Below are 23,730 nucleotides of genomic sequence, written 5' to 3'. Positions count from 1 at the left end.
TCGGCTGAAAGACAGCCGATAAAATTGGCGTGGCGGAAAATAGTATGGTTACGTTCTTTCCGGCCGTGATACTGGGAAGATTGTAAATCTGCATCTCCGGCAGATTTATTTGCAATTTCCTTATTTTACAAAGGACTTGTCGGACTGCCATACATTATATGATAAATTGATTTATGCACTGAAGAATATGAGCAATTGGAATAGAATGCCGGATGCTTTGAAAGAACAAGTGTTTGAACATCTGGCGAGATTGGTAGCAGTTGCCGATCTTTCGGAAGAAAATCGTATCGCTTATGATAAGGCATTAGATCGATATAGAGTCAATCAAATCGTAGAGGAGGATGAACGGCGTAAAAACGAAGAGATGCGGAGAAAAGCGGCTGAAGAAGGGATGAAAGAAGGGCTAAAGGAAGGGATAAGAGAAGGAATAAAGGAAGGAATGGAGAAAGGGATGGAGAAAGGAGAGCAAAAGAAGCAAATTGAAATTGCTCGAAAGATGAGGGAGGACGGAATATCCATTGATACAATTATCAAATACACGGGTCTTCAATCTTCTGATATAGAAAACCTATAATATATCTTCGTAGGAAAATTGTTGTAGTTATATTAGGATAAAATATAAAAGAGGCGGGAATATTCAGGAATGAATACTTCCGCTTTCTTTTTTTGATTCGTAAGATGTCCAACAATGTCTATAATACCGCAATTTGTCGATGAAATGGATGATTTTAGATAAAAATGGAAGAATTATAGTAAAAATAGAACATACATATTTAGTAACCACATCTATATTTGCGTATGGATTTCAGCAAATAAAGTCTGGAATGAGCTTTTTAATCTTTAAAATTTAATAATTTATAAAAATGACTTCTATGAAGAACCTATTAAAAGTTTTTCTGCTATGTTTCATCGCCTTGTTTGCGTTTGCTGCGCAATCTATGGGACAAGGAAAGACCATTACCGGACAGGTAGTGGATGCTCTAAATGAAAGTATGCCTGGTGTCAATGTACAAGTAAAAGGTACTACTAATGGGACAATTACCAACATTGATGGAAAATTCTCCATTTCCGTTCCAAACTCAAAATCAGTGTTGATCTTTACTTTTATCGGTTATTCCAAACAAGAAATAGTGGTTGGAAATCAGGCTAAAATTAATGTTCAATTAAAAGAGGATGCACAAAATTTGGATGAAGTAGTCGTTGTCGGTTATGGAACAGCTAAAAAGAGCGATTTAACAGGTGCTACTGCCAGTCTTCGTCCTGATGCGAATGATGCTTCAAAAGCTGTGTCTATTGATGGACTATTACAAGGTAAGATTGCAGGTTTAAATGTAACAGCCTCAATGTCTACTCCGGGGGCTGCTTCTTCTGTTACTATTCGTGGTGCTAATTCATTACGTGGAGATAATCAGCCATTATATGTGATTGATAATGTACCGCAAGCATCTACTGGTGAATTTGCCGAGTCAGCTGTAGGAAGTGGTGACTTCCAGATAGCTCAAGATCCGTTGAGTGCAATAAATCCTAATGATATTGAAGATATTACCGTCTTGAAAGACGCTTCTGCTACTGCGATTTATGGTTCTCGTGGTGCTAATGGTGTAATTCTTATTACAACAAAAAAAGGAAAGGCCGGAAAGGCAAAAGTAAATGTTACAGCAAACTTTACGATAGCTAATGCACGTAACTTGCACGATATGTTAAATTTGGAAGAGTATGCCGATTACACTAATTCTAAATTGGACCAACCGCGATATTATTTGCAACCTAATGGTGAAATGCGTTACGTATTTAGTGGTAATGAATCCGCTTATCAGGCAGATCCGAATAATCCGGAATTATATAAGGTCATTACCTATCGTAACTGGCAAAAAGAGGCATATACATCAGCTTTCTCACAAATTTACTCGGCTTCTGTCAGTGGAGGAACTGCCGGTATGAAATATTATATCTCCGGTAATTTTAAAGATATTAATGGTATTGTAGAAAATACAGGAATAAAACAAGGTGACTTACGTGCTAATTTAACTGCTGAATTATCTAAGAAAGTAACTTTAAATTTGATATTGAGCGGTTCATTGAAGCAGAATGACATGATGACAGGTGGCAATACAACCGGAGGCGTTGCCGGATCTTTGGCTCGTACGGTTCTTGATACAGCTCCTTATATTGTTCCTGATGATGATCCGGGTGCTTTGGAATCAAAAATGAATGTCTTTAGTTGGGTGAATGATTACGATGATATTACGAATGATAAAACATTTAACGGAAGTTTGAATCTGAATTGGAACATCAATAAATATTTCTCGTATAGTCTGCGTGCAGGAGGAAATATTGTAGTAAATGACCGTAAACGTTGGTACGGGATTCAGTTGCCTCCAGGAGAAAATGTAAAAGGTCTGTTGGCAATCAGTAATGTCAATAAGTCTAATTATACGGTGGAAAACCTGTTAAACTTTAATATGGATTTGACTAAGGACTTTCGTCTGTCGGCAACAGCGGGTATCACTTATGATGAATATCATTTTCTGACAGAGAATGTTTCAGGTAATACTTTTTCTATCTATGACTTACGTACAAAAGGATTGTCTAATGCAGGAAAAGTGGATGTGAAACAGCCTATACAAAAAGATTATCAACTGCTTTCATATTTAGGGCGTGTTAATTTATCAGCTTATGATAAGTACTTGTTAACTGCTTCATTGCGTGCTGACGGATCCAGTAAATTTAAAAAAGGTAATCGTTGGGCATATTTCCCGTCTTTTTCATTAGCATGGCGTATGGAACAGGAAGCTTATATGAAGAACATCGACTGGTTAAGTCAGTTGAAGGTACGTGTGGGCTATGGTGAGACAGGCAATCAAGGTATTGATCCATATCAGTCGTTATCTATTTATGAGAATAAGGTGGACTATGCTGACGGAGATGGGAATAAACTGACGTCTATGCAAATCAAAAGTTTGCAAAATGAGGGCTTGAAGTGGGAACGTACTTCTTCGTGGAATGCTGGTCTTGACTTTGGTTTCTTTAATGGCCGTCTGAATGGTGCATTTGACTATTACCGTAAAAACACAAAAGATTTGTTGGTTGAACGTGCTTTGCCATATTCCAGTGGATTTGCAACAGTGATGATCAATGAAGGATCGTTATTGAATAAAGGTTTTGAGTTTAGTTTAAATGCTGATATCATTCGTAGTAACGGGTGGAAATGGAATGTAGGCGGAAATATCGGTTTCAATAAGACTACGATTGAAAATTTGGGTTTGGAAGTTTCCGATATAGGCTCTTTGAAAGGAGTACGTGGCTATTTAGGTAAGACGATTGGCGATCATTTTGGACCTGCAAATATTTTTATTGAAGGTGAAGCTCCTGGACTATTTTTCGGTTATAAGACACAGGGAATTATTCAGGAAGAAGATGTAGTTGATGGCAAAGTAGGATATATCTCGTCGGATGGTTCTACAAAATATTACACTTCATCTGTTGGAAATGATATGGCAGCTGGTAATATTAAATGTGTGGATGTGAATGAAGATGGTGTCGTAGATGCTAATGATATGGCTGTAATTGGTGATCCGAATCCTGATTTCACCTACGGTTTCCAAACACGTCTGGAATGGAAGAATATCTCTCTTTCTGCTTCCTTTACAGGTGTTTATGGTAATGATATTCTAAATACAAATATTCGTTATGAACAGACTCCTTCCAGGCAGGCTGGAAACTTGAGAAAAGATGCTTATTATAATGCATGGACTCCGGAGAATCGTTCTAATTTATATCCGTCGTCTACTTCAAATGTAAAAGGAGTTGTTTATGATCGTTATATAGAAGATGGAAGTTATTTGCGTTGCTCAGATATTACGTTGAATTATATTTTGCCTAAAGCGTGGATGACTAAGATCGGGTTCCAGAATACCAGCATTTTTGCTTCAGTGAAGAATGCATTTGTTATTACCAATTATAGTGGATATGATCCGGAAGTAAATAGCTTTGCATTTGATGGTCTGCGTCGGGGTGTTGATATGAATGCTTTTCCAAATATGCGTTCTTTTGTGTTTGGCTTGAATGTAACTTTTTAATTTACAATAAATGATTATGAAAATGAAAAAATTAACCTATATATTATTATTGGCAAGCTGCTTATTGTTGGCTTCTTGTGAATCGTGGTTAGATGAAGATCCGCAATATACTTTGAATACACAAATTCAGTTTTCTACTTCTGAAAAGGCGCGTGCAGCATTATATGGATGCTATGGTTATTTTGCATTGACTAGTGGAGGATATGGTCAGCATTGGCAAGAAGTTCCTGTACGATATAGTGGTTTCGGATGGGCTCAAACTAATGGAAATACAAATGATATGTGTGGATGGCTGCAATGTGACTATACAGATGATTTGTTGACAAATGCATGGTATGTAATGTATAAAGTGATTAATGAAACGAATGCATTTATAGCCAATGTGGAAAGCACTTCTTTAGAGGATAAAGACGAAATGGCTGCAGAGGCTCGTTTCTTGCGTGCTTTATCTTATTATAACCTTGCAATATGTTGGGGAGATGTACCCTTGAAGACAACCCCTTCTTCTCATGACGGCGTAGCTGTACCTCGTTCCCCGCGTTCAGAGGTGCTGGATGTGGTACGGACTGACTTGGAATTTGCTGCGAAATATTTGCCGGAAACAAATTCTGACGGATTTCCAACCAAATGGGCTGCAGAAGCATATTTAGGTAAGTTATATCACACTTTAGGCTGTTTGGGTGATGCTACGGCTTGGGAAAAGGCAAAGACCTATTTTGAAGGAGTGAAAGGTAAATATGATCTGGAATCGAAATTTTCTAATTTATTTGTTGATAAGATTAAAGGTTCTAAAGAGTCTATATTTCAACTGGGATTTCAAGTGAATGGTGACTTGTCTTCTTTTAACAGAGGATCTTGGGTGTTTAATCCTGCTGCATCATCGTATGGTAAGAGCTTTCATAGAGTGAAGTGTACGAAAGCATTTTATGATTTCTTTGCGGGAACCTATTGGGGAGATCCTCGTATTGAGACTACATTTATGGCAAAATGGAGAAAATGTACAAACAATGTCGGACCTGTAGCTCAAGTAGAGCCTGTACCGTCTGCCCGTGACTCTACTTATGAATATCCTTATTTCACTTATGATAGCGGTATAAAACCTGCAGGTTGGAAAAATAACAAGTTGTTAGTTGGTAGAATTCCTTATGAGTTATTGACTAATAAAGAGAATCCGAGTGCGGATGAAATTTTGGCTATCACAAATGATGAAACCAAATTTGATGAGAAATATCGCAAAGGATTGAAGGATTTTTTGAATGTATGTACTGCGGCGGGTAGGACAGGAGAAAGAGCAGCATGGCCTCATTTTGCAAAAGCTTTTGATATGAATATGGCCGGTATTGCCAGTCATAAGAATCTAATTTTATATCGTTATGCAGATTTATTATTGATGTTGGCTGATGTCTATAATGAATTGGATAGAAAAGACGATGCAATTAATACAGCAGATATCGTGTTGGCACGTGCACGTAAGTCAGGAATTAAGGTTTCGGCACAACCAGCCAAATGGGAATCAACATTAACAAAGGAGCAAGTACGTGAAAAGATATTCTTTGAAAGACTTTTTGAAGGTGCCGGTGAAACTGAAATGTATCAAATGATGCGTTTACGTGGAACTGAATATTTGAAAAAAGCACTTACTGTGAATAATAATCACTCAATAACTAAAAAGTGGCAGGAAAATAATCCTAATGCAACGGGAGTTTGGGGAGAACGCATTTATAATAATGGAAATTTGAATGATGAGACTTTTTTGAAAAAGAATCTGTTGTTCCCCATTCCGCGTGATGAAATGAATACTAATATAGCTATTACGGAAAATAACTTCGGCTATTAAAAATAGTAGTTATAATAGGTTGTTTTAGATTTCCCGAATGCAGAGGAGGAGTGTTTCTGCTCTTCATTCGGGTTTTCTTTTATAAATAGAAATCGTTGTATATATTTTCTTGGATTTGCAGGATTGGGAATGAGCTGTAAATCGTGTTTTTACCATTTTTCTTTCTGAAACAGGTAGAAATGGAGAATATTGGAAATTAATTGGTTATTTGTGAACATGGATTTTGTTGACGGGGCTCTACCTTTGTCACTACAATCTAATATAAAGTTGTTTTATGGAAAAATTGCAACCAAACTTATTCTTTCCTTTTGCAGGAGTAGCAGCTGTAGCTTCCTTTGCTTCCTGTTCAAACAAGCAAAAGCCTGTGGAACAGAAACCTTTGAATATCGTCTACATTATGACAGACGACCACACAGCTCAAATGATGAGCTGTTATGACACACGCTACATGGAAACACCCAATCTCGACCGTATTGCTGCCGATGGTGTACGCTTTACTCAAAGTTTTGTAGCCAATTCATTAAGCGGTCCTAGTCGTGCCTGCATGATAACAGGTAAACATAGTTGTGCTAATAAATTCTATGATAATACCACTTGCGTATTCGACAGTTCGCAACAGACTTTTCCGAAGCTGTTGCAGAAAATCGGTTATCAGACAGCACTGGTAGGTAAATGGCATCTTGAAAGTTTGCCTTCCGGTTTTGATTACTGGCAGATTGTCCCCGGACAAGGCGACTACTACAATCCGGATTTCATCACACAGAACAATGACACTATCCAAAAACATGGATATATCACGAACCTTATCACTGACGACGCCATTGACTGGATAGAAAACAAACGCAATCCGGAGAAACCTTTCTGTCTTTTGATTCACCATAAGGCTATTCACCGTAATTGGTTGGCAGATACTTGCAACCTGGCTTTGTACGAAGATAAAACCTTCCCGCTACCGGACAATTTCTTTGACGATTACGAAGGACGCCCTGCCGCTGCCGCACAAGAGATGAGTATTATGAAAGACATGGACATGATTTATGACCTCAAAATGCTTCGTCCCGACAAAAAGACCCGTCTGAAATCCTTATATGAGAAATATATTGGTCGTATGGATGAAGCACAACGTGCTGCATGGGACAAATTCTACACCCCAATAATAGACGACTTCTATAAACAGAACCTGCAAGGCAAGGAACTAGCCAACTGGAAATTTCAGCGTTATATGCGCGATTATATGAAGACGGTGAAGTCGCTGGACGACAATGTTGGTCGTGTACTCGACTACCTGAAAGAGAAAGGATTACTGGATAACACACTTGTTGTCTATACTTCCGACCAAGGATTCTACATGGGCGAACACGGTTGGTTCGACAAACGTTTCATGTACGAAGAATCCATGCGTACACCACTCATCATGCGTCTGCCGAAAGGATTCGACCGTAGGGGCGACATCACCGAAATGGTTCAGAACATCGATTATGCACCTACCTTCCTCGAATTGGCAGGAGCAGAGATTCCTTCAGACATACAAGGTGTATCCCTCGTCCCCTTGCTGAAAGGCGAACATCCGAAAGATTGGCGGAAGGCTCTCTACTATCATTTCTACGAATATCCCGCTGAACACATGGTGAAACGTCATTATGGTGTACGTACGGAACGCTATAAACTGGTTCATTTCTATAATGACATTAACTGGTGGGAACTCTACGACCTGCAGGCAGACCCGTCGGAAATGCACAACCTCTACGGACAACCTGAATATGAACCGGTAGTGAAAGAACTAAAAGAAGAAATGCTGAAACTTCAGGAGCAATACAATGATCCTGTCCGCTTCTCACCGGAGAGAGACAAGGAATAATACCAATGTACATACGCCATGAAAAAATACATCTTAATCATTCTCATACTGCTTTCGCCACTGACAGCGTTTTTGCAGGCTGATAACTTAACATCCCCTTTAATTTCAATAGTACCACGCCCGACACAGATTGTGCCGGGCCGTGGCAACTTCACCTTTTCAGCCCAAACGGTGTTTGCGGTAGAAAGTCAGGAACAAGCCGTGATTGCTCGCAATTTTATTGACTTGTTTACTCGTGCTGCCGGAATAACTCCTGCTTTGAATGTCGGGCGTGAAGAGGGACAAGTCCGTTTTGTGACGGATTCTTCTTTAAAAAGTGAAGCCTACTTACTGGAGATTACGCCGGAACAGATACTCATTAAAGCTTCGGATACAAAAGGCTTTTTCTATGCCCTGCAATCTATCCGCCAACTTCTGCCGGCTGCCATAGAATCGGAACAACCGGTCCGGAATGTCGATTGGAGAGTTCCGGCAATGACGGTTCAGGATGAACCCCGTTTCGGTTTCCGCGGATTACTGTTGGATCCGGTACGTTGTTTTATCCCTAAAAAGAATGTACTGCGAATCATTGACTGTATGGCGATGCTGAAAATAAACAAACTTCATTTTCATCTGACAGACGATAACGGCTGGCGGATTGAAATAAAGAAATACCCCCGTTTGACGGAAATAGGAGCGTGGAGAGTAGACCGTACAGATGTGCCTTTCCACTCACGTCGCAACCCGGAACGGGGAGAACCTACTCCGATAGGCGGTTTCTACACGCAGGAGGACATCCGGGAAATTGTAGCTTATGCAGCCGACAGACAGATAGAAGTCATTCCCGAAATAGATGTACCGGCACACAGTAACTCTGCTCTGGCTGCTTATCCCCAGCTTGCCTGTCCGGTTGTGAAAGACTTTGTCGGTGTACTTCCCGGACTGGGAGGACGAAATTCCGAGATTATCTACTGTGCGGGAAATGATAGCGTATTTACATTCTTGCAAGATGTTTTTGACGAAATTCTAGAGCTTTTCCCTTCTCGCTATATTCATGTTGGTGGAGATGAGGCGCGAAAGACAAACTGGGAGAAATGCCCGCTTTGCCAAAAACGGATGAAAAAACAGCGTTTGGCCAATGAAGAAGATTTGCAGGGTTACTTCATGAAACGTATCAGTGATTATCTGCGTAAGAAAGGTCGTGAAGTGATTGGCTGGGATGAGTTGACAAACAGCTCTTTTCTTCCTGAAGAATCTATTATCCTAGGCTGGCAGGGAATGGGTACGGCTGCTCTGAAAGCTGCCGAAAAGGGACATCGTTTTATCATGACTCCGGCGCGTGTCTTATACTTGATTCGTTATCAGGGACCGCAATGGTTTGAACCGGTAACCTATTTTGGCAACAATACCCTGAAAGATGTTTTCGATTACGAACCTGTACAGAAGGATTGGAAACCGGAATATGAGTCTTTGTTAATGGGAGTACAGGCTTGTATGTGGACAGAGTTCTGTAATAAACCCGAAGATGTGGATTATCTTTTGTTTCCCCGCCTGGCCGCTTTAGCAGAAGTGGTATGGACGCCCGCAGGAACGAAGGACTGGTCTGGATTCTTGAAGCGGATGGACGCATACAACGCGCATATTGCGGAAAAAGGAATTGTCTATGCCCGTTCAATGTATAACATACAACAGACGGTGACATCAGTGGACGGACATTTGGAAGTGAATTTGGAATGTATCCGCCCGGATGTAGAGATTCATTATACACTGAACGGAAGTAATCCGGCAATGTCTTCTCATCGTTACGACGGACCTATCCGTGTGACGAAGACACAAATGGTGAAAGCCGCTACCTTTATGAACGGCAAGCAAATGGGAGAAACTTTAGAGTTGCAACTCACATGGAACAAAGCTACGGCAAAACCTTTGCTTGGCAATAAGAAGAACGAAATGTTATTAGTCAACGGATTGCGGGGAAGCCTGAAATATACTGATTTTGAATGGTGTAACTGGAATCAAAATGATTCTATATCTTTCACGATAGATTTGCAGGGGCGGGAGATTTTGAATAAATTTGCCATCGGTTGCATTACGAATTATGGAATGGGAGCACATAAACCGAAGATGATTCGCGTAGAAGTTTCCGATGACAATCGAACCTACCATACTATGGGAGAATTGAACTTCTCTCCGGAAGAAATCTATCTGGAAGGAACTTTTAGAAATGACTATTCGATAGATATGGGCGGAGTATCTGCCCGTTATGTCCGAGTGACGGCGGAAGGTGCGGGGATATGTCCCGACGAGCATGTCCGTCCCGGTCAGGAAGCGAGAGTCTATTTTGATGAAGTGATTATAGAATAGTAATCAAATAGTTAAAAACAGCAATTAAGTGCTCTTGCAGAATAATCTTATATTATTAGAGACGGATTACACGAATTTCACGGTTTTTAGAATGATGAGTATATAAAATAATAGCGTCAATCAGCTTAATCTGTGCCTAATTTATTATATAAACCAATTATGATGACATGCTTATGAATATTAGCTTAAAGAAACGAACTCTTTTAGTTCTATTGTCAGGACTGACTGCTACTTTCACTTTAGCGCAGCAACAACCGTTGCCCGAATGGCAAAGCCAGTATGCGGTGGGACTGAACAAGCTCGCTCCTCACACATACGTATGGCCTTATGCCAACGCTTCCGACATTGAAAAGCCGGGAGGGTATGAACAGTCTCCTTTTTATATGAGTCTCAATGGAAAGTGGAAATTCCATTGGGTGAAGAATCCCGATAATCGTCCGAAGGACTTTTACCAACCTTCTTATTATACAGGAGGATGGGCGGATATCAATGTGCCCGGTAACTGGGAACGCCAGGGGTATGGCACGGCTATCTATGTCAACGAAACGTATGAGTTTGATGATAAAATGTTCAACTTCAAGAAGAATCCGCCGCTGGTGCCTTATGCGGAGAATGAAGTCGGCTCCTACCGACGTACCTTCAAAGTGCCTGCTGACTGGAAAGGACGCAGGGTAGTACTGTGTTGTGAAGGAGTCATTTCTTTCTATTATGTATGGGTGAATGGAAAATTACTTGGATATAATCAGGGATCAAAGACGGCTGCCGAATGGGATATTACAGATGTCCTCAATGAAGGCGAAAATGTGGTTGCTTTGGAAGTGTATCGCTGGAGTTCGGGTGCTTATCTGGAATGTCAGGATATGTGGCGTTTGAGTGGTATCGAACGTGACGTGTATCTTTACAGTACTCCCAAACAGTACATTGCGGATTATAAACTGAATGCTTCTTTAGAAAAAGAGAAATACAAAGATGGTATTTTCGGACTTGAAGTGACCGTAGAGGGACATTCTGCTATATCTGGAGCTACTTCTATTGCTTATACCCTGAAAGACGCCAATGGTAAAGCTGTCCTGCAGGATGCTATCCAGATAAAATCCCGCGGATTGAGCAATTTTATCACGTTTGATGAAAAGAATATTCCCGATGTAAAGGCTTGGAGTGCAGAGCATCCTCATCTTTACACATTAATACTCGAACTGAAGGATGAACAAGGCAAGGTAACCGAACTGACTGGTTGTGAAGTCGGTTTCCGTACCTCGGAAATCAAAGACGGACGTTTCTGCATCAACGGCGTTCCGGTATTGGTGAAGGGAACCAACCGACACGAGCATTCTCAACTGGGACGTACCGTGAGCAAGGAGCTGATGGAACTGGACATCAAACTGATGAAGCAGCACAACATCAACATGGTGCGTAACTCGCATTATCCTACGCATCCTTACTGGTATCAACTTTGCGACCGTTACGGTTTGTACATGATTGATGAGGCAAACATCGAATCTCACGGAATGGGATATGGTCCTGCTTCCCTAGCCAAGGATAGTACCTGGCTGACTGCACACATGGATCGTACTCACCGGATGTATGAACGTTCTAAGAATCACCCGGCTATCGTTATCTGGTCATTGGGAAATGAAGCAGGAAACGGAATTAACTTCGAACGTACTTATGACTGGCTGAAATCGGTAGAGAAAACTCGCCCTGTACAGTATGAACGTGCCGAATTGAACTATAATACGGATATTTACTGTCGTATGTACCGCAGTGTAGACGATATCAAAGCATACGTAAAAGAGAAAGACATCTACCGCCCTTTCATTCTTTGTGAATATCTTCATGCGATGGGCAACAGTTGCGGCGGACTGAAAGAATACTGGGACGTATTTGAAAACAATCCGATGGCACAAGGTGGCTGCGTTTGGGACTGGGTGGATCAGTCATTCCGCGAAATAGACAAGAACGGTAAATGGTACTGGACGTATGGCGGTGATTACGGACCGGAAGGAATTCCAAGTTTCGGAAACTTCTGCTGTAACGGTTTGGTGGGCGCCAACCGTGAACCGCACCCGCATTTGCTCGAAGTAAAGAAAGTATATCAGAACATAAAAGTAACGCTGGCGAATCAGAAGAATCTGACTATCCGTGTCAAGAACTGGTATGATTTCTCTAACTTGAATGAGTATGTACTGAACTGGAATGTGACGGCAGATAATGGCAAGATTTTGGCGGAAGGTACAAAAACGGTTGATTGTGCACCGCACGCTACTGTTGATGTTACTTTGGGTGCTGTAAAACTTCCGAATACAGTCCGTGAGGCTTATTTGAATATCAGCTGGACCCGTCGTGAAGCTTCTTCAATGATAGATAAGGATTGGGAGGTGGCATACGACCAGTTTGTATTTGCCGGTAATAAGAATTACACAGGTTACCGTCCGCAAAAAGCAGGTGAAACGACTTTCACCGTTGACAAGCAAACAGGGGCGCTGACTTCATTGAATCTGGACGGCAAAGAATTATTAGCTACTCCACTGACATTGAGCCTTTTCCGCCCGGCAACGGATAATGACAATCGGGATAAGAATGGTGCACGCCTGTGGCGTAATGCAGGATTGGATAATCTGACCCAAAAGGTCGTTTCACTGAAAGAGGGCAAGACTTCGACCACTGCCCGGGTGGAAATTCTAAATGCGAAAGCGCAAAAGATAGGAACTGCCGACTTTATTTATTCATTGGATAAAAACGGTGCGCTGAAAGTACATACTACTTTCCAGCCCGACACGACCATCGTGAAATCAATGGCACGTCTGGGATTGACATTCCGTGTGGCGAATACCTACGATCAGGTTTCTTACCTCGGACGTGGAGAGAATGAAACATACATTGACCGCAATCAGTCCGGCAAAATCGGTGTATATCAGACCATACCGGAACGGATGTTTCATTATTATGTTGCTCCGCAATCTACGGGCAACCGCACCGATGTACGTTGGGCGAAGTTGGCAAATACTTCCGGCGAAGGCCTCTTTGTAGAATCAAATCGTGTTTTCCAGTTTAGTATGATTCCTTTCTCGGATGTATTATTAGAGAAGGCCCGCCATATCAATGAACTGGAACGTGATGGCTTGCTGACAGTGCATCTGGATGCCGAACAGGCAGGCGTGGGAACGGCTACTTGTGGTCCCGGAGTGTTACCGCAATACTTGGTTCCATTAAAGAAACAGAGTTTTGAATTTACCCTTTATCCGGTGAAATAGATACTAAATCAATAGGTTATTTAGATTATATATAAAGGTGGGGGGTACACTGATTGAATGGGATATCGTAAGAAAGTATTCCATGAGAATCGTGAAATCCGTACCTTTATTTTATTTTTGTAAAACTGCAATAATTTATAGGCTATGAATAAACTACTAATCTCTCTCTTATTGTCTTCTACCCTCATCGGTGGAGTGCAGGCACAGAAAAAAGAAAACTACTACGTGAAGCATGTTGAATTTCCTCAAGATGCAACGCTCGAACAGAAAGTCGATATGGCAGCGCGGCTGGTACCCACTCCGCAACAATATGCTTGGCAACAAATGGAACTAACCGCTTTCCTTCATTTTGGTATCAACACTTTTACCGGACGTGAATGGGGAGACGGAAAAGAAGACCCTGCACTCTTTAATCCTTCAGAACTCGATGCTGAACAATGGGTGAAGAGTTTGAAAAATGCAGGTTTCAAAATGGTTATTCTGACCGCAAAGCATCACGACGGTTTCTGCCTGTGGCCAACAGCCACCACCAAACATTCCATAGCCTCTTCTCCTTGGAAGAACGGACAGGGGGATGTCGTAAAAGAACTTCGGAAAGCCTGCGATAAATATGATATGAAGTTCGGTGTCTACCTTTCTCCCTGGGATCGGAATGCGGAATGTTATGGAGACTCTCCCCGTTACAATGAATTTTTTGTCCGTCAATTGACGGAATTGCTCACCAATTATGGTGAAGTGCACGAAGTATGGTTCGACGGAGCGAATGGGGAAGGCCCGAACGGAAAGAAACAAATATATGACTGGGACGCTTTCTATAAAACCATTCAACGCCTTCAACCGAAAGCTGTGATGGCGATTATGGGAGACGATGTCCGTTGGGTAGGAAACGAGAAAGGGATAGGCCGTGAAACGGAATGGACTGCAACTGTGCTTACTCCCGGTATATACACCCGTTCGCAAGAGAATAACAAACGCTTGGGTGTTTTCGGTAAAGCAGAGGATTTGGGAAGTCGTAAGATCTTGGAGAAAGCTACGGAATTATTCTGGTATCCTTCTGAAGTGGATGTATCTATCCGTCCGGGATGGTTCTATCATGCGGAGGAAGATGGTAAAGTGAAATCTTTGAAACATTTATCGGATATTTATTTCCAGTCGGTAGGATATAATTCAGTGCTTCTATTGAATATTCCGCCTGACCGGAGAGGGCTGATTCATGAAGCTGATATCAAGCGGTTAAAAGAGTTTGCCGACTATCGGCAGCAAACGTTTGCTGACAACCGTGTGGAAAACGGAAGGAAATGCTGGTGCGCTACTTCGGGTAGTGAGACTGTTTATACCTTGAAGTCCAAATCGGAAATCAATCTGGTCATGTTGCAGGAAGATATAACGAAAGGGCAGCGGGTAGAGGCTTTCACTGTGGAAGCCTTGACTGATAAGGGCTGGAAAGAAGTTGGGAAAGGTACGACAATAGGATATAAACGTATGTTGCGTTTTCCCACGGTTAACGCCAGTAAGCTCCGGGTGAAAATAGGCGAATGTCGGTTGACTGCTTGCGTTAGTCAGGTTGCCGCTTACTATGCAGAACCTTTGCAGGAAGAAACAAAGAAAGAAGACTGGAATAACTTGCCGCGCTCCGGATGGAAACAAGTGGCTATCTCTCCGTTGACTATTGATTTAGGTAAGACAGTGACGTTGGCTAGCTTCACGTATGCTCCTGCAAAGGCAGAGGCAAAACCGACGATGGCATTCCGTTACAAATTCTTTGTGAGTGAGGACGGTAAGACGTGGAAAGAAGTTCCGACTAATGGAGAGTTTAGTAATATTATGCACAATTCGTTGCCGCAGACGGTCACTCTCGGACAGAAAATACAGGCACGTTTTATTAAACTGGAAGCTACTACGCCAACTGCAACCACCGCAAAAATAGAAATGAATGAAATAGGAGTGATGGTAACTCCCTGATAGAGTCCTCATTGAAAGATATGCTTAGAGAGTAGCAGTGGAGACTGGCGTCTTGATTCTTGATGAATCAGATACCGGTCTCTTTTTTTTCTAAACCAAATGAATATTTTACTGTTATTTATTAAAAAAGACAGAAGTTATGTTAGTAGTAGATTTAGGAAAATGGATGAATAAAATCCTCATCGACTGGGGAATAGATCCGGTAGTTGCCGATCGTTTTGATGAGACTATTATGGCTTTACTGATGATAGTGATTGCTATCGTTCTGAATTATCTCTGTCAGGCGATTCTTATCGGAGGTATGAAACAGTATACGAGGCGGAGGCCTCATCAATGGAATACGTTGTTAATGAAACGCAAGGTATTTCATCATTTGATTCATACCATCCCGGCTTTTCTGGTTTATTCGTTGTTGCCAATGGCTTTTATCCGTGGAAAAGAATTGTTACTGATTTCCCAGAAAGCGTGTGTCATTTATATTATTTTCTCCTTGCTATTGGCTATTAATGGAATTCTGTTGATGATAATGGATATCTATGACGGAAGAGAGTCGATGAAAGACCGCCCGATGAAAGGCTTTATTCAGGTGTTGCAGGTGCTTCTTTTCTTTGTAGGCGGGATTGTAATCATCGCTATTATCGTGAATAAGTCTCCGGCCACTTTGTTTGCGGGTCTGGGTGCTTCAGCGGCTATTTTGATGTTAGTGTTCAAAGACTCCATACTAGGTTTTGTGGCAGGTATCCAGCTTTCTGCCAACGATATGGTTCGTCCGGGGGACTGGGTGACGCTTCCCTCCGGTGACGCAAACGGTATTGTACAGGAGATAACGCTGAATACAGTCAAGATTCAGAATTTTGATAATACCATTTCCACCATTCCTCCTTATACATTAGTGAGCAGTCCTTTTCAGAATTGGCGGGGAATGACACAGTCGGGAGGACGACGGGTGATGAAGAGTATAACATTGGACTTGACTACACTTCAATTCTGTACGCCGGAAATGCTGGACCGTTATCGGAAAGAAATTCCACTAATGGCAGATTACCAGCCGGAAGAAGGAGTGGTTCCTACCAATTCTCAAGTGTATAGGGTATATATTGAACGCTATTTGTGTAGCCTGCCCGTAGTCAATCAGGAGTTGGATTTGATTATCAGTCAGAAAGAAGCTACGATGTACGGAGTACCTATTCAGGTTTATTTCTTCTCCCGCAATAAGGTATGGAAAGAATACGAGCGTATTCAGTCGGATATCTTTGATCATTTGTTGGCAATGGTACCGAAGTTCGATTTGAAAGTTTATCAGTATTCGGACTAATTAATGGAGCTACGATGAGGCGTTATATTTCTCAACGATACTTATCCCTATGAGAAAAAATACTCATTCCTATGAGAATATATTCCCATTCCTATGAGAATCTTTTCTCATTACGGTGAGAATACTCCGTTGTCAGAGCATACTGTAACGGCGTTTGTACTTCCCTGATAATGGTTGACTTTCTTTCTTTGTAATAACCGGATATTATTAGCTGCTACCGTTTCTTATAATTAATGTAGAATCAGTTCAAAGTCTGTATAGATAGGAAGATGGTCACTGATACCTCCTTGATATTTCATTCCTTTATAAGTGCGGAAAGGTTCTTTATCACCATATTTTTCGTCATCTTTCAGTAAAAAGGGGAGAAGGCACACATTTGCTTTTTCTTCGCTGGTGAAAAAGTGATTTGATTGATTTAATAGAGTGCCTGATACAATCAAGTGATCGAGTAATCCCCATTCACCACGATATTTGTAAGAACCGAAGTCTTTTGATTTAGCTTTCCGGGCGAGTAGGTGATATAGTCTTAATGAGGAGGGGGCAACTGTTGAGAAGTTGGTGGAGCCGGTTGTTGAGGCTAGGTCATTGGGCATAACAGGAGGCGCTTCGGCTTCCAGTATTTTCTGAATAGATTGATTCGTCGGGTAATCGTTGAAATCCCCCATAATAATGACTTGCGGAAGAGAACGAATGTTCATAATGCTATCAACTTCCATACGTAGAATGTGAGCTGCATATAAGCGATAGGGTTCCGATTCTTTGGCTCCACCCGAACGGCTGGGGAGGTGGCAGACAAATACGTCGAGCGTATCTCCCGTCAGTAGAAGTCCGCTGACGTGTAGCAAATCTCTTGTCGGGCGGTATTGCTTCAACGGAGGGATGGAAATGGAACGGGAAGATAATAGTTTGAATAAATCCCGTTGATAAAGCAAGGCTACGTCAATTCCTCTTAAATCAGGGGAGTGGGTCATTACGTAACGATAACTAAGCTCTTTTAAAGGAGAACGGCGGGTCAGGTCACGAAGCACTGTATCATTTTCTACTTCACATAATCCGACTAATGCAGGCGGACTCCATTCGCCAATAGCAGTTATTACACGGGCAACGTCAACCAGCTTTTTTTTATATCTGCTATAATTCCAATGACGCATCGCGTCGGGAAGAAATTCGTGATCGTTCTTTAAACTATCATGACGAGTGTCGAACAGGTTTTCTATGTTCCAACTTACAACGCGGAAAGGGATTCTTTCTTGTTGAGAGGGGACTTGTGTGTCGTGATAGCCTTGTCCTTCGTGAGAATCTTGTGCGATAGCATAAGAAGGAGCAAAGAAACTTACAGCTATTAAATTCATTGCAAAAAAGAGCATGGCAACAGCTACTCTCTTTTCACTGTTACCATACTCTTCTTTATGTTGACTTATCTGTCTGTTACTTCTTGGCAGGAACATGTGCCAAGATATCCAATAGATGTTTCCAGAATTTCTCAACGGTAGGAATAAGCATCCGTTCGTCAGGAGAGTGAACACCTGTCAGTGTCGGTCCGAAAGAGATCATATCCAGCGTTGGATATTTATCAAGGAACAGGCCACATTCCAATCCTGCATGAATGGCTTTAACTTTCGCGTCTACACCAAACAGACGCTTGTAAGATTCAACAGCCACTTCGAGGATAGCCGAGTGGGGATTCGGTTTCCATCCCGGATAACCTTCGCCAAACGTAACATTGGCTCCCGCCAGTTGGAATACGGCACGAACCGTGTTCGCCATATCGTTGCGTGCGGATAGTATCGAGCTCCGCTGACTAGTTTCAATGCGGATGACATGATTCGGCTTCATCTTGACAGATGCCAGATTGGTAGAAGTTTCCACCAGTCCGGGAATATCCTGGCTCATGGCGTATACACCGTGAGGAGCTGCATACAGAGCTTTTAATAAACGGGTAGTGGTATCCTGGTCGATAGCCGTCTTGCGGGGAGTTTCCGATTCGAGAACCAACTTTAAGTCGGGCTCTACAACGGATAATTCGTCTTCCATTTCGCTGGTGAAGATATTCAGTTCGGTGCGGACATCATGTTTGGCATCTTCAGGAACTGCACAGATAGCGTATGCCTCGCGGGGAATAGCGTTGCGCAGGTTACCACCGTTGATTTCACAAAGATACAGATCATGCCTGCCAGCCATGCGTGAAAGGAAACGGTTCAGTATTTTGTTGGCATTTCCCCGTCCCAAATGAATATCACCACCGGAGTGACCGCCTTTCAAACCTTTCACTTCCACCTTGAAGAAGAAATATCCGGCAGGAACTTCCACTTCCTTATAAGTAAATTCTGCAACGGAGTCAATACCTCCGGCACAGCCGATAAAGATTTCCCCTTCATCTTCCGAATCGAGGTTCAGAAGAATATCACCGCTCATAAAACCTTCTTGCAGGGCAAAAGCTCCGGTAAGTCCGGTTTCTTCGTCTACGGTAAACAGACATTCCAACGGACCATGTTCAATGCTGTCGTCAGCCAGAATAGCCAGTTCGGTAGCTACACCGATACCGTTGTCGGCTCCGAGGGTAGTGCCTTTGGCTTTCAGCCATTCACCGTCAATTTCCGTTTCGATGGGATCGGTGAGGAAGTCATGTTGAACGTCATTGTTCTTTTCGCACACCATGTCGATATGTGATTGCAATACGACGGTTTGAAGATTTTCCTTTCCCGGAGTAGCGGGTTTTTTAATCAATACGTTGCCGGCTTCGTCCACCTTGGTTTCCAGGTTATGTTTTGCTCCGAATGCCTTTAGGTAGGCAATCATTTTCTCTTCCTTCTTCGAAGGGCGTGGCACTTGGCAGATTTCTTCGAAATACTTGAATACGCCAGCCGGCTTTAAGTCTTTTTTTTCCATGCTGTTTTTATTTTATAATAGGAATAGAAGGGCTGTTTTCGCTTCTTCTATTGCTAAATATGGTTAATTTGATTGACTTATCTGAACTCATATCTCATTAAAGCCTATCTTTGCACTCACAAAATTAATAGAAATGGTTGAGACTATACTGATAACTTTGTTAATAGTTGCTATTTCCCTGGTATTATTAGGGGTGAAAGTATTCTTTACGAAGGGTGGAAAATTCCCGAATGGTCATGTGAGCGGGAATAAAACGTTGCGTCAGAAAGGAATCGGATGCGCACAGTCGCAGGATCGCGAAGCACAAAAGAAACCGCGTTTTTCTATTGATGAGTTGGAAAAAGCCTTGAACGATAGTATGAATTAAATTTATTAAAAACAATACTTATTAATTATGAATAGAATGAACTACCTCATGAACGGTTTGGCTGCTCTTGCGTTTATCGTTTTATTTTCACAATGTGCTGGCAAAACTGACAATCAAACTACAAGTACTCCGGCACAGGCTAATGCCGAACTGTCAGGAATGAAAATTGCCTATGTTGAAATAGATACGCTGCTTGCCAAATACAATTTCTGTATTGACTTGAATGAGGCGATGGTAAAGAAGAGCGAGAACGTTCGCATGACATTGAATCAGAAGGCTACCTCTTTGAACAAGGAAAAACAAGACTTCCAGAAGAAGTATGAAAACAATGCTTTCCTGTCACCGGAAAGAGCCCAGCAAGAATACAACCGTTTGGCTAAAATGGAACAAGACTTGCAAGAGTTGAGCAACAAACTTCAGAATGGTTTGATGGAAGAGAACAACAAGAACAGCTTGCAATTCCGCGATTCTATCAACGCTTTCCTGAAAGAATATAATAAGACTCACGGATATAGCCTGATTTTCAGCAACACAGGTTTTGATAACCTGCTTTATGCTGACAGCACTTTTAATATCACAAAAGAAATTGTTGACGGGTTGAATGCAAGATATTCACCTGTGAAGAAATAATAGTGAAGGATAAAAAATAAACGTTCCGTTTCCTGATAAAAAGGACGGAACGTTATTCAATATTTTTTCGATTTCCGCCTATTCAAGACTGTAAAGCTATGAACAGGCTTTTTTTATGCCCTTTCTTTTTCTTCTTCCTGCGGAATACGGAAAGCAGTGTAAAGTTCGAGGATAGCAGCAATCGTGAGGCAGGCAATCCATTCATTGCCTCGGGTGGTAAACATAAAGGCTCCAGTCAGGATCAGCGCCAATGCTCCGAATATCTGCTGAACGCGTAGGCGTTTCAGTGTTTTGCCTTTTCCTTTGACAGGCGTGTTCACTTGTGCCAAAGCGAAAAGTCCGGCTCCGATAGTATATATGTAAGGAGCATAGATCCATCCGGTGATAAATACAGCTGCTCCGGTGAGAGCCATGATAGCGCCTACAACGAAAAGGGCGGGTACTAATTGTTTCATTCTTTAATCTTCAAAAACGTAAATATCTTCGTTGGGTTTCTTCATCAGATACTTTTCACGGGCGATTTGCTCGATGGCGTCCGGATTGGTCGTTATTTCGTTGAGACGCTTGGTGTTCTCTTCGTAATCTGCCCGGTACTTTTCTATCTCTTCTTTCAACTGGCTGATCTCCCGTTCATATCCGAAACGACGAACCAGGCTGTTCTCGTCCAGAAAGCCAATGATAACAGCAAACGCAACGACCGTAATGAGATACTTTCGTCTGCGTATGAAACTCCAGATACTGATTAGTTTACCCATAATTTCTCCTTTTAATATCCGCAAAGATAAAACTAATAACTTAAAAACTTATCGCTTTAGCTTCAAAACTTCTCTCTTTATCCCTTATTACATCTCACTTTTTTTGTGTACATTTGCAGAGTAAGCGAAAATTCAAAAAAACAGAGAGAATCCCGGATATGGAAAACTATATTGTTTCAGCCCGTAAGTACCGTCCGTCCACGTTCGAATCGGTGGTAGGACAGCGGGCGTTGACTACTACGCTGAAAAATGCAATTGCTACCCAAAAACTGGCTCATGCTTATTTGTTTTGCGGACCACGTGGGGTAGGAAAGACCACTTGTGCGCGTATCTTTGCCAAAACCATCAATTGTATGACGCCTACTGCCGACGGAGAGGCTTGCAATCAGTGTGAGTCATGTGTAGCTTTCAACGAACAGCGATCATACAATATTCACGAACTCGATGCTGCTTCCAACAACTCGGTAGATGACATTCGCCAGTTGGTGGAGCAAGTACGCATCCCGCCGCAGATTGGTAAGTATAAGGTATATATCATCGACGAGGTGCACATGCTTTCGGCATCTGCTTTCAATGCGTTCCTGAAAACGCTGGAAGAACCTCCCCGTCATGCTATCTTTATCCTGGCTACGACGGAGAAGCATAAGATTCTCCCTACCATTCTTTCCCGTTGTCAGATTTATGACTTTAACCGGATAAGCGTGGAAGATACGGTGAATCATCTGTCGTATGTTGCTTCGAAAGAAGGAATCACGGCGGAGCCGGAAGCACTGAACGTGATAGCTATGAAGGCAGACGGTGGTATGCGTGATGCTTTGTCTATCTTCGATCAGGTTGTAAGTTTCACCGGAGGAAATATCACCTATAAGAGTGTGATTGATAATCTGAACGTTCTTGATTATGAATATTATTTCCGTCTGACGGATTGTTTCCTCGAAAACAAGGTAAGTGATGCTTTGTTGCTTTTCAATGATATATTGAATAAAGGCTTTGACGGAAGTCATTTTATTACCGGATTATCGTCTCATTTCCGTGACCTGTTGGTGGGGAAAGACCCGGTGACATTGCCTCTACTGGAAGTGGGAGCGAGCATACGCCAACGCTATCAGGAACAGGCGCAGAAATGTCCGTTACCTTTCTTGTACCGGGCCATGAAGCTTTGTAATGAGTGTGATTTGAATTACCGCATCAGCAAAAATAAGCGTTTGCTGGTAGAACTGACCTTGATACAGGTTGCACAGCTTACCACCGAGGGGGATGACGTGAGTGGTGGGCGTGGCCCTACGAAGACCATAAAACCCATATTCACACAGCCTGCCGCAGCTCAGCAGCCGCAGGTCGCTTCTGCAACCCAGGTTCAGCAGGCTTCCCTTCATACGTCTCCGTCTTCAGTAACAACACAGGCTGTTAATGGCACTACTGCCCGGCATCCGCAAGCATCTGCAGCAGTGCAACCGGGAGCATCGGCTTCGTCTGGTGCGGCTTCGTCTGCTCCGTCGCAAGGAGTGGGAGTTGCCCCAACTGTCAAGGAAGAGCGGAAGATTCCGGTGATGAAGATGTCTAATTTGGGCGTGTCTATTAAGAATCCGCAGCGCGATCAGGCAACGCAGAATACAGCTACCACTCATGTTCCCAGAGTGCAGCAACCGGAAGAGGATTTTATTTTCAATGACCGGGATTTGAATTACTATTGGCAGGAATATGCCGGTCAGTTGCCGAAAGAACAGGATGCTCTTACTAAACGTATGCAGATGCTCCGTCCGGTATTGCTTAATAACTCAACGACTTTTGAAGTGGTAGTTGATAATGAGTTTGCTGCAAAGGATTTTACAGCTTTGATTCCCGAATTGCAGGATTATCTTCGTGGCAGACTGAAAAACAGCAAAGTGGTGATGACAGTGCGGGTAAGTGAGGCAACGGAAACAATACGTCCTGTGGGACGTGTCGAGAAATTCCAGATGATGGCTCAAAAGAATCAGGCGTTGATGCAGCTGAAAGATGAGTTCGGACTGGAGCTATACTAATGTACTTATTTCTCTCGGATTATCATCTTCCAGGAACGAAGGCTTTTATCTATATCGGATACCGGTATGAAAATATGGTCTATACTTTTGATTTTTTATCTTAATGTAAACGTTGATTCATACGGTCTTCGTATCCGTCTGAAGGTCTTTTTCCCGGCATGACAATCCACAGGATTATATATATGATTACTCCGGCGAAAGCAGTGAAGAATGTAGCTAATATATACACTATTCTTAATAAGGTAGGATCCCATCCGAAATATTCGGCTATTCCGGCGCATACACCTGCGATCATTCGGTTGGAAGAACGGGTTAATTTCTTTTCATTTTCCATGATGTACTTTGTTTTAGTGCGAATACTATACAAAGGTATATAAAAAAACAGATTTTTTACGCCCGGTAAATAAGAAAGTCAAG

At 42.2% G+C, this 23,730-nt stretch carries 16 protein-coding genes; 11 read left to right on the top strand and 5 right to left on the bottom strand.

Features of this window, described 5'->3' with window-relative positions:
* The first annotated feature begins 187 nt into the window (after positions 1–187).
* From DW862_RS24500 to DW862_RS24460, 8 genes are all read left to right on the top strand, one after another.
* Positions 188–574 (top strand): hypothetical protein, encoded by a 387-nt coding sequence (locus tag DW862_RS24500; protein ID WP_044918882.1) that lies wholly within the window; start codon positions 188–190, stop codon positions 572–574.
* A gap of 298 nt (positions 575–872) precedes the next feature.
* On the top strand, positions 873–4,079 hold the full coding sequence (locus tag DW862_RS24495) for a TonB-dependent receptor (RefSeq protein WP_004300814.1): 3,207 nt from the start codon (positions 873–875) through the stop codon (positions 4,077–4,079).
* Positions 4,080–4,101: 22 nt separating this feature from the next.
* A complete protein-coding gene (locus DW862_RS24490; RefSeq protein ID WP_004321470.1) occupies positions 4,102–5,916 on the top strand; it encodes a RagB/SusD family nutrient uptake outer membrane protein in 1,815 nt (604 codons plus the stop codon).
* A 274-nt stretch (positions 5,917–6,190) separates the two neighbouring features.
* Positions 6,191–7,774 (top strand): sulfatase, encoded by a 1,584-nt coding sequence (locus tag DW862_RS24480; RefSeq protein ID WP_004300812.1) that lies wholly within the window; start codon positions 6,191–6,193, stop codon positions 7,772–7,774.
* 18 nt (positions 7,775–7,792) lie between these two features.
* Positions 7,793–10,117: a glycoside hydrolase family 20 protein gene (locus DW862_RS24475; protein ID WP_120071003.1), complete on the top strand. Its 2,325-nt coding sequence runs from the start codon at positions 7,793–7,795 to the stop codon at positions 10,115–10,117.
* A gap of 167 nt (positions 10,118–10,284) precedes the next feature.
* Positions 10,285–13,371, top strand: a complete 3,087-nt coding sequence (locus DW862_RS24470; RefSeq protein WP_207895188.1) for a glycoside hydrolase family 2 TIM barrel-domain containing protein — start codon at positions 10,285–10,287, stop codon at positions 13,369–13,371.
* Between the two features lie 144 nt (positions 13,372–13,515).
* Positions 13,516–15,333 (top strand): alpha-L-fucosidase, encoded by a 1,818-nt coding sequence (locus DW862_RS24465; RefSeq protein ID WP_120071000.1) that lies wholly within the window; start codon positions 13,516–13,518, stop codon positions 15,331–15,333.
* Positions 15,334–15,472: 139 nt separating this feature from the next.
* Positions 15,473–16,648, top strand: coding sequence for a mechanosensitive ion channel family protein (locus tag DW862_RS24460; RefSeq protein WP_118220078.1), 1,176 nt, complete (start codon positions 15,473–15,475; stop codon positions 16,646–16,648).
* A gap of 230 nt (positions 16,649–16,878) precedes the next feature.
* Here the strand turns inward: DW862_RS24460 and DW862_RS24455 are convergent, their stop codons facing one another.
* Both DW862_RS24455 and DW862_RS24450 read right to left on the bottom strand, forming a co-directional pair.
* Positions 16,879–18,096 (bottom strand): endonuclease/exonuclease/phosphatase family protein, encoded by a 1,218-nt coding sequence (locus DW862_RS24455; RefSeq protein ID WP_120070996.1) that lies wholly within the window; start codon positions 18,094–18,096, stop codon positions 16,879–16,881.
* Positions 18,077–19,537, bottom strand: a complete 1,461-nt coding sequence (locus tag DW862_RS24450) for an aminoacyl-histidine dipeptidase (protein WP_117685173.1) — start codon at positions 19,535–19,537, stop codon at positions 18,077–18,079. The genes DW862_RS24455 and DW862_RS24450 overlap by 20 nt, the downstream gene beginning before the upstream one ends.
* Before the next feature lie 133 nt (positions 19,538–19,670).
* Here DW862_RS24450 and DW862_RS24445 point away from each other — a divergent pair, with 133 nt between their 5' ends.
* Complete coding sequence (locus tag DW862_RS24445; RefSeq protein WP_008026083.1) at positions 19,671–19,904, top strand: hypothetical protein; 234 nt, start codon at positions 19,671–19,673, stop codon at positions 19,902–19,904.
* A 27-nt stretch (positions 19,905–19,931) separates the two neighbouring features.
* Positions 19,932–20,534 carry an OmpH family outer membrane protein gene (locus DW862_RS24440; RefSeq protein ID WP_165861974.1) on the top strand — a complete coding sequence of 201 codons (603 nt, stop codon included), beginning with the start codon at positions 19,932–19,934 and terminating at the stop codon, positions 20,532–20,534.
* Positions 20,535–20,647: 113 nt separating this feature from the next.
* Here the strand turns inward: DW862_RS24440 and DW862_RS24435 are convergent, their stop codons facing one another.
* On the bottom strand, positions 20,648–20,989 hold the full coding sequence (locus tag DW862_RS24435) for a hypothetical protein (RefSeq protein WP_004316221.1): 342 nt from the start codon (positions 20,987–20,989) through the stop codon (positions 20,648–20,650).
* A 3-nt stretch (positions 20,990–20,992) separates the two neighbouring features.
* Positions 20,993–21,289, bottom strand: a complete 297-nt coding sequence (locus tag DW862_RS24430) for a septum formation initiator family protein (protein ID WP_004316220.1) — start codon at positions 21,287–21,289, stop codon at positions 20,993–20,995.
* 158 nt (positions 21,290–21,447) lie between these two features.
* Here DW862_RS24430 and DW862_RS24425 point away from each other — a divergent pair, with 158 nt between their 5' ends.
* Positions 21,448–23,313, top strand: a complete 1,866-nt coding sequence (locus tag DW862_RS24425) for a DNA polymerase III subunit gamma/tau (protein WP_120070993.1) — start codon at positions 21,448–21,450, stop codon at positions 23,311–23,313.
* Between the two features lie 100 nt (positions 23,314–23,413).
* Here DW862_RS24425 and DW862_RS24420 read toward each other — a convergent pair whose 3' ends face one another.
* On the bottom strand, positions 23,414–23,647 hold the full coding sequence (locus tag DW862_RS24420; protein WP_004316218.1) for a PspC domain-containing protein: 234 nt from the start codon (positions 23,645–23,647) through the stop codon (positions 23,414–23,416).
* Positions 23,648–23,730: the final 83 nt, after the last annotated feature.

The sequence above is a fragment of the Bacteroides sp. AM37-9 genome (assembly GCF_003603455.1).
Classification (GTDB): domain Bacteria; phylum Bacteroidota; class Bacteroidia; order Bacteroidales; family Bacteroidaceae; genus Bacteroides; species Bacteroides xylanisolvens.
This window is presented reverse-complemented; position numbering and strand designations above follow the sequence as displayed.

What these genes read in the sequence shown, in the direction of transcription:
- DW862_RS24500 (WP_044918882.1), top strand. Translation starts at nt 188, where the DNA reads ATGAGCAATTGGAATAGAATGCCGGATGCTTTGAAAGAACAAGTGTTT.
- DW862_RS24455 (WP_120070996.1), bottom strand. Translation starts at nt 18,096, where the DNA reads ATGTTCCTGCCAAGAAGTAACAGACAGATAAGTCAACATAAAGAAGAG.
- DW862_RS24480 (WP_004300812.1), top strand. Translation starts at nt 6,191, where the DNA reads ATGGAAAAATTGCAACCAAACTTATTCTTTCCTTTTGCAGGAGTAGCA.
- DW862_RS24445 (WP_008026083.1), top strand. Translation starts at nt 19,671, where the DNA reads ATGGTTGAGACTATACTGATAACTTTGTTAATAGTTGCTATTTCCCTG.
- DW862_RS24475 (WP_120071003.1), top strand. Translation starts at nt 7,793, where the DNA reads ATGAAAAAATACATCTTAATCATTCTCATACTGCTTTCGCCACTGACA.
- DW862_RS24440 (WP_165861974.1), top strand. Translation starts at nt 19,932, where the DNA reads ATGAATAGAATGAACTACCTCATGAACGGTTTGGCTGCTCTTGCGTTT.
- DW862_RS24435 (WP_004316221.1), bottom strand. Translation starts at nt 20,989, where the DNA reads ATGAAACAATTAGTACCCGCCCTTTTCGTTGTAGGCGCTATCATGGCT.
- DW862_RS24490 (WP_004321470.1), top strand. Translation starts at nt 4,102, where the DNA reads ATGAAAAAATTAACCTATATATTATTATTGGCAAGCTGCTTATTGTTG.
- DW862_RS24450 (WP_117685173.1), bottom strand. Translation starts at nt 19,537, where the DNA reads ATGGAAAAAAAAGACTTAAAGCCGGCTGGCGTATTCAAGTATTTCGAA.
- DW862_RS24470 (WP_207895188.1), top strand. Translation starts at nt 10,285, where the DNA reads ATGCTTATGAATATTAGCTTAAAGAAACGAACTCTTTTAGTTCTATTG.
- DW862_RS24460 (WP_118220078.1), top strand. Translation starts at nt 15,473, where the DNA reads ATGTTAGTAGTAGATTTAGGAAAATGGATGAATAAAATCCTCATCGAC.
- DW862_RS24425 (WP_120070993.1), top strand. Translation starts at nt 21,448, where the DNA reads ATGGAAAACTATATTGTTTCAGCCCGTAAGTACCGTCCGTCCACGTTC.
- DW862_RS24430 (WP_004316220.1), bottom strand. Translation starts at nt 21,289, where the DNA reads ATGGGTAAACTAATCAGTATCTGGAGTTTCATACGCAGACGAAAGTAT.
- DW862_RS24495 (WP_004300814.1), top strand. Translation starts at nt 873, where the DNA reads ATGAAGAACCTATTAAAAGTTTTTCTGCTATGTTTCATCGCCTTGTTT.
- DW862_RS24465 (WP_120071000.1), top strand. Translation starts at nt 13,516, where the DNA reads ATGAATAAACTACTAATCTCTCTCTTATTGTCTTCTACCCTCATCGGT.
- DW862_RS24420 (WP_004316218.1), bottom strand. Translation starts at nt 23,647, where the DNA reads ATGGAAAATGAAAAGAAATTAACCCGTTCTTCCAACCGAATGATCGCA.